Below are 16159 nucleotides of genomic sequence, written 5' to 3'. Positions count from 1 at the left end.
TATTATGGATTAGTTTTATTGTATTGATATTAACTAATATTATAGTATTCGCTATTTATAAATAAGATTTAAAGTTTAATCATTATTAAAAATTCCGTCTCAATTTTTGAGACGGAATTTATTTTATCAATAAGAATTCACATTTTATATATCATATCTTAAATGACATAATTTAATTATTATTCTTATTTACAAATTCGGGTTATTCTCCACCTCTTTCTGCGGAATCGTAAACAAATAATACTTGCTGTTCGGCGCAAAGGCAGATTGATCAGGAAAAGAAAATACAGAATGTCCTCTTCCATTCACTGTTTTTACAGTTCCATCCGGAGTTGTTACTTGTACTTTAATTGGCTGACCATTGGAATCAGTAAAAGGTTTTCTTACTACAGTTCCCTGAGTTCTTATGATATCAGACAATGAAAATCCTTCTCCAAACAATTCCTTTCTTCTTTCGATCAGGACTTCTTTGATCACATCATTCTGGGCTAAAGATCCACTGTACAGATTAGCCTGTCTCGCTGATTTCAGTTGATTCAAAACTGCCACAGCATTGGTCACATTCCCATTTCTGGCTTCTGCCTCAGCTTCAATTAAATACATTTCAGCTGATCTCATAAACACAATATCAGCAATGAGATTAGCTTTAAATTTAAATTTAGCATATCTTAAAAGTCCTTCTCTTCCAGGAAGCCCATCCCATTGAAATAATTGATACCGGATATCATGGGTGTCAAATAAATCTTTAAAATATGGATCTGCCATAAAACTGTAGTAGTAACTTCCTGATGAAGAAACATCTAAGTAGTGGAATGCATAACTTTCTCCTGATTGTTCCTGCGTCTGACCATGTCCCCAGATCCATTCCCCATTGGTAATATCATTAAACCCGTCCTTATACTTTTCGGGAGCCATCAACGGAAAACTAGCTTTTGCAATTTGAGCAGCAGCAGTAGCCTTAGTCCACTCACCCGTATTTAAGTAAGTCCTGGCCAATAATCCATATACTACAGACTTATCAATTTTATCCTTATTATTTCTTGTATAATTTGCTAATAAAAGTCCTGCTTCTGATAGGTCGTTTTTAATCAAAGTATAAATTTCTTCAAGGCTAGCTCTCTTTTTTCCTACAGAATTTATGGATGTAGGTTCTGTATAAATTGGAGCCACCAAAGCGTTTTTGTCTTTTAAATAGCTAAACTGATAAAAGCTGGCTAAATTCAAGTAACAAAAAGCACGTAAAGCTTTTGCCTGGCCCTTAACCTGATCCTTTTTAGACTGACTTCCTTCTACTCCATCAATACGACTAATCACATTATTCATGTTATTGATTGCAGAATATAATAAACTCCATACAAATTGAGAACGGCTTCCGGTACTATTCACTAAATCGGTAAAAGCGTAAGCCGATGCAAAGCCATATTTATTAGTAAGGACAGCGACATCACTTCCCATAGCATCGCTGGCCCGTAATACTGTTGAATAGCCAATGTTAGCATAGGTAGGCCCGTCATCATTGAATTTTGCCCATGTCCCATTAATCACCGTTTCAGCACTTTCAGCTGTCTTGAATATCTCGGCTTCATTAGCCTGATTAGTAGGAGCTGTTTCCAAATCATTAGTACATGCAGTAGAAGAGAAAGCTGCTATAAGTATAAATGATATATATTTTATTTTTTTCATTGTTTTGATTGTTTTAATATAAACTTAAAGTGTAGCCTGAAGACCGAATGTTATTGTTCTCATTGCCGGATATCTGTAATAAGTGGTACCATCTATAGCTTGCTCGGGATCCATTCCTTTGTGCTTGTAGAAAGTTAAAAGGTTTTCAGCCTGAAGATAAATTCTGAACTTTTTCAGTCCCAGTCTTCCGAAATAATCTGAAGGTAACGTATATCCGATACTCACATTTTTCAATCTGGCATAAGTCCCCGAGTATAAAAACCTTGAGGACGTTGAAGTCCAGTTATTTGTCGTTGTACTTAAAGCCGGAACATCCGTATTGGGATTTTCAGGCGTCCATCTGTTTAACATCTCTGCACTCCATGCCCTTCCAGCATTGCTTCCATTTGACATTAACATGGTGTAATCTGTATCAAGAATTTTTCCTCCAACACTAAAAGTTAGCAGCGCGGATAAATCAAAATCCTTATATGTAATATTTGTAGTGATTCCACCGGAAAATTTAGGCAAAGAAGAACCCTGTAATGTTTTTGTCGCCTTTGCATATTCGGAAGTTGTTCCTTCTACTGTATTCCCATTGGCATCCTGATAAACATATTTCCATAGCGGAGCACCGTTACTTGGATCAACTCCAACCCATTCCGGAATAAAGAAATCATAAACAGAACCGCCAACCTGCAATAATTTAGTTCCTGTTACAATTGGACCTTTAGGAAGTTTCGTAATTCTGTTTTTTAGGGTTGTTACATTAACATCCACATCCCATTGAAAATCGTCCGTTTTAACAGGAGTTGTGAATAATGAAAATTCAAAGCCTGTATTTTTCAGTTCTCCAATATTCGCAGAATAGCCACTAAAACCAAGAGACGGAGCCAAAGGCCTGTCAAATAAAAGATCTTTACTTTGACGCTGGAAATATTCCACATTACCCTTAACCCTGTTTTTAAGAATAGCAAATTCCAGCCCCACATTCAAGTTAAGATTGGTTTCCCACTTAAGATCAGGAGTGGGAAGCCTGCTAGCAACTGTTCCTCCTTCTCCCAGATTATTGTAAAATGCGTAAAGACTCTGGTAAGCATAATAAGTACTCAACTTATCATTTCCCTGTCCTCCGTAACTCGCACGAAGGGTTAGCTGGTTAAAGAAATTTAGATTTTTAATGAATTGCTCATTAGACGCCTTCCATGAACCTCCTACTGACCAGAAAGTTCCCCATCTATTTTGAGGTGAAAAACGGGAAGATCCGTCTGATCTTACAGATCCGGAAATAAAATAAGTGTTATTGAAATCATACTCTGCTTTACCTAAAAAACTCAGTAAACCTAATTTATCACTATTACCACTAAAACCTCCTAATAATGCCGCTGCATCCGGTTCATAATAATAAGGTAAAGAAAACTGACTTCGGCTTCCGGATATCGTCTGATACTCATAATGATAAAACTCCTGTCCGGCTAGAATATTGAAATGATGCTGATTGAATTTTTTGTCATAGGTCAAGATATTACTGGTTGTATAAGATAATGTCCGTGAATTTGTCTTGGTCACTGAACCTCCGATTTCACTACCTTCCCCAAGTAACGGATTTGAATAATAATGGCCATTATAATTTACCAAGTCAATTGAAAAACTGGATTTAAATTTTAATTCCGGTAAGAAGGTAAAATCCAAATACCCTTTTCCTGAAAAGTTATCTTCCCTGTTTTCATTTTTGTCTAATGGCAAAGTTGCTGCTGCATTTTGATTTTGCAAAGCACTTGTCGGCCTGTACTTTCCGAAGTCGTAAATTGTATTTCCGTTAGCATCAAGCTTATAGCTTCCGTCAGGATTTCTTTCATAGTATGGATAAAAAGAAGGAATTACTCTGGATGCATTAATAATATTATCAGTTCTTGAATCGGAAGATGGTGGTGCCTCCTGAAGACTATTGGTATAGCTAAGGTTTGCTCCAACTGTTAACCATTTTTTCACTTCATTATTAATCTTCAATCTCGTACTGTATTTTGTAAATCCGGATCCTATGGCAATACCCTTATCATCAAGATATCCCAATGAGAAAAAGTAGTTTCCTTTTTCATTTCCGCCACTAAAATCAAGATCAACCTGGTTTCTTGAGGCCACTCTTTGTAGTATATCCCTCCAGTCATCATTCCATAAAGGCCTTGCTCCAGGCAGCAGTTTTCCATCTGTCCCTACCGGTTTTGCATAGTTAGAACCATATGGATTGATGCCCAGGTTATTCACAAGATTATCTGTGGCCATTTGTGCTGCCTGTTGTGCTGAAACCTGTGCTGATTTATAACCATTTCTCATTGCTTCCCAATATAATTGAAAATACTGGTCCGTGGTAACCTGTTCATAGTCCTTTACAGCCCTGCTGGAAAATCCCTGACTGATATTAAAATTGATTCGTGATTCTCCTTTTTTCCCTGACTTTGTAGTCACAATAATCACTCCGTTAGCACCTCTTGATCCATACAGAGAGCTTGCCGTAGCATCTTTCAAAACACTAATTGATTCTATATCATTTGGGCTGATAGAATTGATATTTCCATCAAAAGGAATTCCATCCACCACGAATAAAGGATTACTTGAGGCACTAATAGATCCGATCCCCCTGATACGGATTGTTGCCGTAGCACCCGGTTGGCCTGAAGCACTTACTGCCTGCAATCCCGCTACCTGCCCTTCCAAAGCTTTTGTAATATTGGTTACCGGCCGATTATTAATCTTTTCGCTGGAGATCGTCGCTACAGAACCTGTGTAACTCGTCTTTTTCGCTTTACCGTAAGCTACTACAACGACTTCATCAATATCTTTTTCCCTAAGCGTATCTTTCTTCTGCTTTATCTCCTGCCCATTAACACTAATAATGCCTAAGAAAAACAAAGCACCGGGTGAAATCCAAACACCAGCTTTGAATAAATTTTTACTAACCATAATCAATTTTATTTGTTAAATATTAAAAAAATACCCTTTGCGGAAAACACAGCAAAGGGCATCAAGAAATTGATTTAACCAAATGCTTATTTTTCCTTAAAAGGCTGAATGTAACACCTTGCATCATGCAGGTTGTTAAGACTTCGTAGGGTCAGTTCCCTCCATCTTTCTTTATAAGCCGATCGAAATATGGATGCAAATCTAAAAACAATTAGTCTATAAAACAAGTAGACTAATTTATTTTTTATTTTAAATTCTCAAAAATTAACTTAATTTTCACTTAAAACACCTGTTAATAAACCATTAGAGAAAATGTTAAATTTTTAAACATGAGAAATATCATTAAAAATAATGTAAAACATCTTCTTCAAATAAAACCCGTAAAATATCCGCACTAATCGAAAAAAACTTTTTAATTTTATGTTATGAAAATTTTAATCATAAACGGACCGAATCTAAATCTGTTGGGTACAAGAGAACCTGAAATTTATGGAATAATTTCAATGGATGAATATTTGGAAAAACTAAAAGATGAATTCCTTTCTTACGAACTGAACTATTATCAATCGAATATTGAAGGAGAATTAATTAACAGACTTCAGGAAGATGATTTTGATGCTGTTATTATCAATCCGGGGGCTTTTACTCATTACTCTTATGCGATAGCCGACTGTTTAAAGAATATACAGAAACCTAAGATTGAAGTACATATCAGCAATATTTATAAAAGAGAAGAATTCCGGCAAAAGTCAGTAACAGCGGCTCACACAGATGCTGTATTATCCGGCTTTGGAATGAAAGGATACAGACTGGCTTTATTAAGCTTTTAGGATGTTTTAATACATAAAAAAGCCTCATCAATGATGAGGCTTTTCTTTTTTTATATTGTTTGTTCTTGTAATTGAGGTCCGGAAGCAACCAGCTTTTTCCCCTCTTCAGTGTTACAATACTGTTCAAAATTCTTAATATATCTTGATGCTAAGTCTTTAGCCTTCTCTTCCCACTCTGAAGCATCACTGTATGTATGTCTTGGATCCAGAATGCCTTCTGAAACATTGGGTAAAGAAGTAGGAATTTCCAAGTTCATAATAGGTACTTGTGCCTTAGGAGCGTTCTCAATAGATCCATCAATTATTGCATCAATAATGGCTCTTGTATCTTTTAATGAGATTCTTTTTCCTGTACCGTTCCATCCTGTATTTACCAAATAAGCTTTTGCTCCATGTTCTTTCATTTTACCAATCAAGGTTTTAGAGTACATGGTAGGATGTAACGTAAGAAATGCCTCACCAAAAGCCGGAGAGAATGAAGGTTCTGGAGAAGTAATTCCTCTTTCAGTTCCTGCTAATTTAGAAGTATATCCACATAAAAAGTGGTATTGAGCCTGATTTTCATCTAAAATTGAAACCGGAGGTAATACTCCGAATGCATCAGCTGAAAGATAAACAATCTTCTTAGCATGCCCAGCTTTAGAAGGCAGTACAATTTTGTTAATATGGTAAATCGGATAAGAAACTCTCGTGTTTTCAGTGATTGAATTATCAGTATAATCAGAAACACCATTATTTACAACAACATTTTCAAGAAGAGCATCTCTTTTAATTGCTCTGAAAATGTCCGGTTCTTTTTCTTCCGATAAGTCAATTACTTTTGCATAGCAACCTCCCTCATAGTTGAAAACTCCATTGTTATCCCAACCGTGTTCATCGTCACCAATAAGATATCTTTTAGGATCAGCGGATAAAGTTGTTTTACCTGTTCCGGAAAGGCCGAAGAACAAAGCAACATCTCCTTCTTCTCCTACGTTTGCAGAACAGTGCATAGATGCCATTCCTTTTAGCGGAAGGTAGTAGTTCATCATTGCGAACATTCCTTTTTTCATTTCTCCTCCATACCAGGTTCCTCCAATGATCTGTAATTTTTCCGTAAGGTTGAACATTACAAAATTCTCGGAATTTAGTCCCTGAGCTTCCCAATTCGGATTCGTTGTTTTAGAACCGTTCACAACAGTGAAATCAGGTTCTCCAAAGTTTTCCAGCTCATAATGAGATGGACGGATGAACATATTAGTAACGAAATGCGCCTGCCATGCAACTTCTACGATGAATCTCACTTTAAGTCTTGTGTCAGCATTTGTTCCACAAAATGCATCCACTACATAAATTTTCTTAGAAGAAGAAAGTTGGTCTAGCACTAATTCTTTACAAGACTTGAAGATTTCTGCTGTTGTAGGCAAGTTCACTTTGCCATCCCAGAAAATTGTGTCTCTTGTAACATCATCCTGAACAATGTATCTGTCTTTTGGAGAACGGCCAGTAAAAATTCCTGTTTTTACTGATACTGCACCAGATTCCGTAAGTTCAGCTCTCTCAAAACCCTGATTTTCAGGAGAAACTTCTGCTTGAAATAATTCCTCATATGAGGGATTATATATTATTTCGTAGTCTCCCTTAATCCCTAATTTTTGCAAATCCTGGATGATTTTAGCGTGTTTCATTTTACTTATATTTTCTATTTCTTTTTTTAGTCCAACAAAATTAAATATTAATTTAGTGTTACAGGTGGTTAAATATAATGATATAAGTCAGAATGACAAAGAAAAAAACAGAACGGCAAATTATTAAATATCAAGCAATTATATCAGTCCATTCAAAAATAGTCGCAAAACCTTTTCCCCGAAAATAGTCCTCAAAGCCCCTAAATTTGGCACTCATTACAAAATCTCCCCCCCAGGCACCCAAACTTTTCACAAAAACCGGACAGTCGGAGAAGAATTTGTCTTTAACGGTAGGAATATTCAGAAAATCAGAAATTTTTCTTTCATGAACAGTCATTAAATGACAAAAATCATTTAATTCATTACATAATAGAATTTCATTGGTAAGGGCAGAAAATACTTCGATCAGTTTCCGGGATTTTATTTTAGACTTATACAGATCGATTGCTTCCCTGCTGTCTTGTTTTTGATTTAAATGGATAAAAATCAAGTCGTCCTTAAAGATAGGATCAAAGGTTACTCTTTTATATTGTATTACCGGTTTATTCTGATACAAAACTGCTGATTTTTCCTTTGCGACAGCAATATCATAACCACTTCCACCCAAACTTAGACTATTTAGCATGAAAGGATCTGTATCAGCCCACACAGAAAGGTTGTTCATTAATGTTGAACTGCTTCCCAATCCAAAATCGGAAGGGAACTGTAGATTTGTTTTTAAAAAGTATGAATCTGCATTCTGGAATTTACGAGTAGAAAGCTTTTGGACGTTTTTCAACGTTTTTATAAGAAATTGGGCACTGGGAGCTATATTTGTCTCAAGGATTTTCCAAGAGGAATAATCAATGACCACTTTCAGCCATAGTTTATTTTGATGGTAAGCTTCCCAAAAAACCAATGATTTCCCATCTTCCGTTTCTTCAAAGAAAAACTCTTGTCCCAGCCTGGTTGGTACCGCTAGGACAAGAGCTCCATCTATAGCAAAATATTCTGAAGTAAGCATGAGCTTTCCCGGTGAAAATATTTCGCCCATTTGTTTATTTTTTAGATTGCCGAAGCAACGTCTACAGAACTATCAATTTTCTTGATCAATCCCTGTAAAGTTTTTCCTGGTCCAACTTCTACAAAGTTAGATGCTCCGTCTTTAATCATATTCTGAACAGATTGTGTCCATTTTACAGGACCTGTTAACTGAGCAATTAGGTTTTTCTTAATTTCGTCAGGATTTGTAACTGCAGTCGTGGTAATATTCTGATAAACTGGAATCGTTGCTTTTCTGAACTTAGTTTGTTCAATAGCAGCGGCCAATCTTTCTTGTGCAGGTTGCATCAATGGAGAATGAAAAGCCCCATTAACAGGTAGCAATAATGCTCTCTTCGCTCCCGCTTCTTTCAATTTAATACAAGCTTCTTCTACGGCAGCAGTTTCTCCTGAAATTACAAGTTGCCCAGGACAATTATAATTTGCAGGAACAACAATCCCATTGATCTGTGCACAAATTTCTTCAACTTTAGCATCTTCCAATCCTAAAATTGCAGCCATTGAGCTTGGATTAATATCACAAGCTTCCTGCATTGCTTTTGCTCGCTCAGAAACTAATTTGAGACCGTCATCAAAAGACAGAACTCCATTAGCGACCAATGCTGAAAATTCTCCTAAAGAGTGACCGGCTACCATTTCAGCACCAAGTCCATTTACAGCTTTTAAAGCAGCTACAGAATGTATAAAAATAGAAGGCTGAGTAACCTCGGTTTTCTTTAGATCTTCTTCTGTCCCATTAAACATAAGGGATAAAATATCGAAACCTAAAATTTCATTGGCAGATTCCATCAAGTCCTTTATGTCTTTTCGAGAATCATATAGTTCTTTTCCCATCCCAACAAACTGAGAACCCTGCCCAGGAAATACAAGTGCTTTCATCTAATAATTTAAAATATTATGCAAATATAAACATAATGTGAAGATTTTCTTTCATCCAATGTACTTCACTAAGGAACTAATCGGATTACACGATAACCAGTATTCACATAAGCTCCATTAGCTTTGGACTTTACAAATTCAAACTTGGTTGCAAGCTGAGTTTGAACTTTATTCATTTGTTTAAAAATTTCTCCTTTTTTATTCTCTCTGGTTAACATGTCATTGACAACATCAAAACCAATAATTGCATATTTGGGAGGAGTCTTGCAATATTTACCTTTATAGGCTGCCAAAATCTCTTTTTCAAAACTTCCGTCCGTATTGATTTTTCTGTCCATTAAATAAACCAGACTCGCCTGACTAAGGTCGTCTACCTTTTTCTCAAAACTTGGAGCATAATACATGCTAAAAGCTTTTATTCCCTGTACTTCTTTTGTCAGGGCAATAACTCTATTTGAAAAAGCCTCCCCCGTACTATCGTTATCACTCGCTAAAATAGCTATTACAGGAGCAGATTGTCCCGTCATCATATTCTGGTCTGCCTTAATTTCTGCAGGAGAACTTACAATTGTTACATTTGGATTTTTCACTGCCTTTTCGAGACCAGCTTTAATATAATTTGCATTTTCCTTTTTGCTGTCTGCAACTATATAAATTTTTTGATCCGAGTATACAGTTTTTACTTCATCTACAATTTTATCCGCATAGGTTTGATCATTCGTTTCAATAATAACCAGATTACTGTAGTTATACAATTCCGGAGAATTTGCAAACGGCGCTACAATTGGAATTTTCTGGCTTTTAGTAAAATCTAAAACATCAATGACATTCGATTTAAAGAATGGGCCTATAATTAAATCTGTATTATTAGGATTGATTTGAGTCAATGAATTCCTAAATGAAGCTTCATTACCGGAATCAACTACTTTAATATCCAGTTTCTGACCGTTTCTTGCATTTCTTTCAATGGCTAATTTAGCTCCTGTAAGAAAATCCATTGCCATTCCCCTATATTGAGTTTCATTTGTACTATAGCCGAAAGGAAGCATCAAAACAACACTTAAAGCATCTCCGCTTTTCTTAATGTATGCAGGATCAAGCTTCTTAATTTTCAAAACCATTCCGGTCTTTAGTCCGTGGGTCAAATCCGGGTTTAAAGCGATTAATTCGTCAATGGAAATACCATATTTATTCACAATAGAGAAAACAGTATCCCCTTGCTGAACAGTGTAAGTAACATATTCATCTCCTGCCTCCGCATTCACGTTAGAGGAAGTATTAGCAGATGACTTTTCGTTGCCTGAATCAATTTTAGTTTTAGGGTTAACAGGCTCCGTAATCACATTAGCAACATTGCTATTTGATTTTTTAACATGGATAACCTCTCCTGGTTTTAATCCTTTTTCTTCCAATCCAGGATTTAAAGCATACAGCTCTTGCTGGCTAACTCCAAATTGTTTTGTAATTCTGTAATAATTATCTTTTGATTGAATTGTATAGCTATCCTCATCCGTTGCCACGGCAGTTGATGGAGTATTATTAGCAGTTGCTCCTACAGTTTTTGAAGCTACAACAGGTTGTTGGTTGCCTCCATATTTTTTTATGCTTTCAAAAGGTAATGTAATCTCATCACCGATCTTCATATGAGAATCCAATTCAGGATTCAGCTTTCTCAAGTCAGTTTCAGAAATACGGTATTGCTTTGTAATTCCATAGATGGTTTGTTTCGGCTGTAATACAATTTTACCAAGCTGAGCATTGGGTTTAGCTTTTTCAATGACAGCACTTTTTGTAACAGGAGCAGAAGTGCTTTTATCAGATTTAACTGTAAGCACATCACCGACTGTCAACTTTCCATCTTTAAATTTTGGATTTAGTTTCAGCAGTTCATCCACCGTTATACCATACTTCTTGGCAATATTATAAGGATTGTCTCCTTTAACTACGGTATGTGATTGTTGAGCGGAAACGCCCAAAACCATACATAAACTGGATAGAATAAAAAACCTTTTTATCATAGTAGATAATTATAATTTACAAAAATACTCCTTTAAAATTAAATGGCAACAATTATTAATTTTGATTCTTGAACCACCATTTCTTCTAAACAAGTTTCAAGCCATGAATATCCATAATCAGCGAAAAATACACTAAAATTATAAACCCTTTCCTGCCATGTTTTAGAAGGATGTACGTTTAAAAATAAATTTTCCAACCTTTCAAGCAATTCACTTTGTTTTATCTTTTCTGCATGAAGAAGTCGCTTTTTCATCCTTTTGTAAGATTTGAGCTGTCTAATTTCTTCCGCCTTAACCATATTTCCAAAAGATTTCTCGGTAGTTTCGGCGATAGACCGTAATTCAGAAAAGCTATTGATCAAAAGAGATTCTTTTTCTTCAAGTAACCTGAGAATACTACTATTATCTAAGATCCTGTTGTTCGTAATAGCTGCAAAATTCTGAAAGAAATCATCAACTTTCAGATCAAGCTTATCTATTTTTTTTAATACTTTCTCCTGTAAGAACAACATTGAGTTTCGGGGAATCAAAACAGGAAAAGGGATATCTATTTTAGTAAAATAGTCTTTTAACTCAAGCCAATACATAATTTCTGCATTACCCCCGATATAGGCTAAATTAGGCAATACTTTTTCCTGATAAACCGGACGCATTAATGCATTAGGGCTAAATCTTTCCGGGGCTTTATCCAACTCATTTAAGATCTCTTCCTTTGTAAACCGGATGGGAGTATCCACCACACTATAATGATCTCCTACCAATTCTATCCGATCTCTCGTGTCAGAAAGGTAAAACAAATTAATTTCCCTGGGATTCACCTGAACCTTTCCATATTTATCTGTGAGAAATTTCACTTTTTCTTTAGAAGCATGATATAATGCAGAATGAATTAACTCTTCCCGGAAAATTTCTTTGACCTGATTTTTCAATATGCCTGAATCCCCATCAATGATTAACAAACCAAACTCTGAAAAAAGTCTGTTCACTAATGTCTTTATAGCTTCTGTAAGAGTATTCCCGACTTTGTAAGCTTCTTTAAGCATTAAAATAAGCTCTGTCCCAAAAACAGAATCCTTAAATTCCTTTTCAAACTCAGAAATGAAAAATGTATCGCTTATCTGAATTCTCCCGACAGGTCCACCAGACTTTTCATTAATTTCGTAATAATTATTCTCGGTTTTGAAGTGATTGATCTCAGCAAAATCGTGATCTTCAGAAGCCATCCAATATACAGGAACAAAATTAAAGTCCGGAAAATTAAATTTTAAATAAGAACAAGTCTTAATAGTTTGTAAAATTTTATACACAAAAAAAACAGGCCCCGAAAAAAGGTTTAGTTGATGACCTGTTGTTATAGTAAAAGTATCAGGAAGCTTTATGTTGTTTAAATTTTCCCTTTGCTTTTTAGAAAGTATGAGTCCGGATAACTGTTGTTCAAGAGCGGTGGATAATACCACTCTCTGTTCTGAAGTAAAAGATTCTTGTTTTAGATGAATTTTTTTTCTAAAATGGTCTAATGAAAATGTATTTTCTTCAAAACCCTCAATTTTATGATTTAAAAAATCTTTTATTAACTGAGGTATATTTTCTATATCATTAAATGATATTTTACTGATTGTTTTCAACTGGTGTCATGATTTTAGTTGAACAAATACCAAACAATTCCAAGGTTCAGTCTAAAATCATAAACCGGATAATGTGGAAATGCATAGGCTTTATTAGATGAGATAAGTGTACCTATCTGTTGCCCTTCAATAAAGAAGAACATTTTTTTAACTTTCATATTGATATAAACATCGGCAATAGGCTGTCCCCCGATTGAAAATGAATCCGCTCTTGGTAAAATGTATTCGTTAAGTATCGGAAAATATTCTCTTGAAGCAAACTTTGAGAAATAGTAAACTTTCAGTCCAGCTTGGATTTCTGCAGCATTTTTAAACGCTTTGGTCTGATAAAAGAAATTAGCACGGCCTATAAATCCAGGCATCGGATACAAATCTTTATTTGTTAGCGCGTTCTGAAACTGCACTCTTGTATTTAAATGATATTTACCAAAACTGAATGTAGCATCTCCTCCGATCTGAGAAATATTCAGCGACCCTTGACTTTGTTTAGGCATTGATGCCGCATCGAGATAAGTAAAATTGTCTATTCTGAAATAATTAACAAACAATTCTGTTTTAAACCATTTTAAATTAATATTCCCACCAATCTCAGTTATCGATTGGTTTTTAACATTCTGAAGGTAATAATTAAAATTATTATAAACAGAAGTATTCAAAAGATAATTAAAAGAAGGATAAGCACTCTGGAAATTTACTTTAGCATTTACAAAGTAATCTTTGATCGGTTCAAATTTAATGTTGTTAGTAGTTTTTACATAAGTTCCGAACTGACTTCCATTAGAAAATTCCGCAAATGAATTAAGCTGGATTTTATCTAAAAGCTTTATCTGTAAGTTTCCTACTGCTCCAATTCTATTCTCTTTAATCTCATTTGGAATCTGTAATGTAGGCAGAGTAACTTGCGTTGCTCCAAACTTTATCATTTGATAACGCACTCCTGCATCCAGTTTGAACTTTTCATTATCCCAAACCAGACTAACAGTATTGCTTAGATTATTGGAATATTTCTTTGTTGAAAGAGGAAAACCATTAACGATTTCGGCGGGTGTATCGTACCAATACCCTTCTAAAGCATTTTGAGAGTAATAATATTTATTCCCTTGGTTAAAAATGGTATGCCTGATCCTAAAAGGAAATTTTTCAGCGTTAAAAGGAGTAAACTGATGGCTTAAATAATATCTTCTGTATCCAAATTGCGAACTTGAAGATGCAAGATTCACTTCTGCATTGATTCTGTTTCTGAAATCACTGTTCCCACTCTGGAACAGATCATCAGCCACAATTCCTCCGTTTTCCTGATTATTAACATTTTGATGCAGGTAATGAGCAAATAATTCATAATTTCCGCTCTTACTTAGATAGTGTCCAGAGAATAGTGTATTATTATTAGCTGCCAATGAGTTCCTGTAAAGACCTTGTGATCGCAGTCCCATATATTCCAAAGCAAAATTAAATCGTTTCCCAATATTTTGGGTGTAGGTAGATCTTAAAACCGCTCCGTTCTTTATAGAATTATGATAAACAAAAGTTGCTGTTGGAGTTTTTACGTCATAATATTTCACGTCATTAATCCCAATAATTCCATAAGATTTATTGGAAGGCAACAGTGAAAGATCCTGCTCTGCATTTACCTCATAAGAAAGAGGATTAAATCCAGCTCCCACATTAGGAAATTGAACTCTCCCAAAGTTATCTTTATTGTTATATTGTGAAAAGACGTATGTTTTTTCGTAAGTCATCACCGTATCAAATATTTTCTTTTCAGAAAATTGAGTCTGATAAAGATAATCATTGATGGTAGGTTTGAATATTTTTAAAGAATCCTTCTTTCCAGAGTCAATAACTAAAGTATCCTTGTCTTTGACTGGATTGGTCTTTTCAGTTGAGGATGGTTTTACCGTTTGTGCTCTCAAAAAAAAAGAGCAGATCAATAAACAAAAAAAAATGTACTTCATAAGATTTTATGAAGTACAAATTTAATAATTATTATTTAAGATTTTCTCTTATATAAAAATTTGATGTTAATTAGGATTTTGAACAATATTTGGGTTAGTATCTATTTCTGCCTGCGGAATTTGCCATAAAAATTTGTTAGAATTAGCAGGATAGGTAAGTTGTCCAAATGTTGGATGATTAGTCCCTGTATATACTCTATTTAATCCAACACCTAATCGCTTCATATCAAACCAAGCACAACCTTCACCCCACATCTCAATTCTTTTTTGAGTCGTAATCTCAGTTATTAATGCTGCACCAGTATTAGTAGATGTTGTATAAGAAGCATCTCTAGCTTGTGTAATTTGGGCAAGTACAGCCTTAGCTTGAGGCTCATTTCCAGATCTAGCAAGCGCTTCTGCTTCAATATAATACATTTCAGAAGCTCTTAAGTAAATATAATCCCCATCAGTAACGGTAGGATCAATAAATTTAAGATTTGCATAAGCAGGTAACGCAGGATAACTAGGATTTCCTCCAGGTGCTACAAAAGCTTTTTTCCTATAATCAGTAGCTGAGATATTATCATATAATCTTTTATCGATTAATTTATAAATTCCAAGCCCTCCTGCATATCCACTGTTATTAGTATTATCAAAGTGTGCAAAGAAACTTGCTACGAAAGAAGTATTATCACCAGTAATAACAGCTCCCCACATAGCATCAGTTGTTTTTGTTAGATCATAGAAACCATTACGCCAATCAGCTTCTGTCCCTAAAGCGTAACCCTGTTTAGCAGCATTAGCATTTTGTGCAGCTTGAGAATATTTACCCATTTCAAGGGATACTTGAGCTAGGAAGCCTTGAGCTACAGATTTATCTACTTTTTCTCTATTTGGTCTTGTGTAACCCGTAAGCAAATCAACTGATTTCAAAAGATCACTCTCTATTAAAGAATAAACCTCACCAACTGAAGATCTTGATTTCCCTTCAAATCCAACAGTAGTATATATAGGAACACATAAGTCTGAAGTATGTCCAACATAAGTAGGCCCATATATTCTTGCTAACATAAAATAAGAGAGCGCTCTTAATGCATACGCCTGTCCTAAAACAGATTTATTTTGATCATTTACTCCTACTTTAGTAATTGTATTAATAATTGTATTTGTAGATTTAATTTGAAGATAATAAGTATTCCAAGGAAGAAGAGATCTACTATTTGTTTGAATAATTCCCGTATAATTATACCAGCTAGAATACCAGCTAGATTTAGTCATGACATTATCATTTGACATCATATCCAAACCTGCAAGAATGGATTTATGACCATAATCTTCGTGATTTCCGCCATTAGTATTACCAAAGGTTCTAAATCCTGTATATATACCATCCAATAGCGCTTGAAGACCTGCAGGGGAAGTTGCTAACTGCTCTTCATTAATAGTTGATTGAGGTTTTGTATCCAAATAGTCATCACTACAACTTGTAACAAATAAAGAAGATACTAATAGTGAATATATTGCTATTTTTTTCATTTT

The 16159-nt window shown here is 35.0% G+C and carries 10 protein-coding genes and 1 riboswitch; of the genes, 1 reads left to right on the top strand and 9 read right to left on the bottom strand.

What is annotated here, in order from left to right; translation table 11 throughout:
- Positions 1-189: 189 nt before the first annotated feature.
- Together AC0INN_RS12760 and AC0INN_RS12755 are read right to left on the bottom strand one after the other, a co-directional pair.
- A complete protein-coding gene (locus AC0INN_RS12760) occupies positions 190-1683 on the bottom strand; it encodes a RagB/SusD family nutrient uptake outer membrane protein (RefSeq protein WP_306613445.1) in 1494 nt (497 codons plus the stop codon).
- Between the two features lie 24 nt (positions 1684-1707).
- Positions 1708-4623 carry a SusC/RagA family TonB-linked outer membrane protein gene (locus tag AC0INN_RS12755; RefSeq protein ID WP_306613443.1) on the bottom strand — a complete coding sequence of 972 codons (2916 nt, stop codon included), beginning with the start codon at positions 4621-4623 and terminating at the stop codon, positions 1708-1710.
- 83 nt (positions 4624-4706) lie between these two features.
- Positions 4707-4803: riboswitch (SAM riboswitch) on the bottom strand.
- A 245-nt stretch (positions 4804-5048) separates the two neighbouring features.
- Here AC0INN_RS12755 and AC0INN_RS12750 point away from each other — a divergent pair.
- Positions 5049-5453: a type II 3-dehydroquinate dehydratase gene (locus tag AC0INN_RS12750; protein ID WP_273650502.1), complete on the top strand. Its 405-nt coding sequence runs from the start codon at positions 5049-5051 to the stop codon at positions 5451-5453.
- Between the two features lie 50 nt (positions 5454-5503).
- Here the strand turns inward: AC0INN_RS12750 and pckA are convergent, their stop codons facing one another.
- From pckA to AC0INN_RS12715, 7 genes are all read right to left on the bottom strand, one after another.
- Positions 5504-7120, bottom strand: a complete 1617-nt coding sequence (gene pckA, locus AC0INN_RS12745; protein ID WP_172282384.1) for a phosphoenolpyruvate carboxykinase (ATP) — start codon at positions 7118-7120, stop codon at positions 5504-5506.
- Between the two features lie 130 nt (positions 7121-7250).
- Complete coding sequence (locus tag AC0INN_RS12740) at positions 7251-8153, bottom strand: GYDIA family GHMP kinase (protein WP_273650501.1); 903 nt, start codon at positions 8151-8153, stop codon at positions 7251-7253.
- Between the two features lie 11 nt (positions 8154-8164).
- Complete coding sequence (gene fabD, locus AC0INN_RS12735) at positions 8165-9040, bottom strand: ACP S-malonyltransferase (protein WP_172282380.1); 876 nt, start codon at positions 9038-9040, stop codon at positions 8165-8167.
- A gap of 68 nt (positions 9041-9108) precedes the next feature.
- Positions 9109-11058, bottom strand: a complete 1950-nt coding sequence (locus AC0INN_RS12730) for a LysM peptidoglycan-binding domain-containing protein (protein ID WP_306613440.1) — start codon at positions 11056-11058, stop codon at positions 9109-9111.
- Between the two features lie 38 nt (positions 11059-11096).
- Positions 11097-12683, bottom strand: coding sequence for a bacillithiol biosynthesis cysteine-adding enzyme BshC (gene bshC / locus AC0INN_RS12725; RefSeq protein WP_273650499.1), 1587 nt, complete (start codon positions 12681-12683; stop codon positions 11097-11099).
- A gap of 14 nt (positions 12684-12697) precedes the next feature.
- Entirely contained in the window at positions 12698-14596 is a 1899-nt protein-coding gene (locus AC0INN_RS12720) for a putative porin (protein WP_273650498.1), read from the bottom strand.
- A gap of 108 nt (positions 14597-14704) precedes the next feature.
- The gene (locus AC0INN_RS12715; protein ID WP_306613438.1) at positions 14705-16156 is read right to left on the bottom strand and encodes a RagB/SusD family nutrient uptake outer membrane protein; all 1452 of its coding nucleotides are present in this window, start codon (positions 16154-16156) and stop codon (positions 14705-14707) included.
- Positions 16157-16159: the final 3 nt, after the last annotated feature.

It is taken from the genome of Chryseobacterium subflavum (assembly GCF_055762745.1).
This window is presented reverse-complemented; position numbering and strand designations above follow the sequence as displayed.

What these genes read in the sequence shown, in the direction of transcription:
- AC0INN_RS12760 (WP_306613445.1), bottom strand. Translation starts at nt 1,683, where the DNA reads ATGAAAAAAATAAAATATATATCATTTATACTTATAGCAGCTTTCTCT.
- AC0INN_RS12755 (WP_306613443.1), bottom strand. Translation starts at nt 4,623, where the DNA reads ATGGTTAGTAAAAATTTATTCAAAGCTGGTGTTTGGATTTCACCCGGT.
- AC0INN_RS12750 (WP_273650502.1), top strand. Translation starts at nt 5,049, where the DNA reads ATGAAAATTTTAATCATAAACGGACCGAATCTAAATCTGTTGGGTACA.
- pckA (WP_172282384.1), bottom strand. Translation starts at nt 7,120, where the DNA reads ATGAAACACGCTAAAATCATCCAGGATTTGCAAAAATTAGGGATTAAG.
- AC0INN_RS12740 (WP_273650501.1), bottom strand. Translation starts at nt 8,153, where the DNA reads ATGGGCGAAATATTTTCACCGGGAAAGCTCATGCTTACTTCAGAATAT.
- fabD (WP_172282380.1), bottom strand. Translation starts at nt 9,040, where the DNA reads ATGAAAGCACTTGTATTTCCTGGGCAGGGTTCTCAGTTTGTTGGGATG.
- AC0INN_RS12730 (WP_306613440.1), bottom strand. Translation starts at nt 11,058, where the DNA reads ATGATAAAAAGGTTTTTTATTCTATCCAGTTTATGTATGGTTTTGGGC.
- AC0INN_RS12715 (WP_306613438.1), bottom strand. Translation starts at nt 16,156, where the DNA reads ATGAAAAAAATAGCAATATATTCACTATTAGTATCTTCTTTATTTGTT.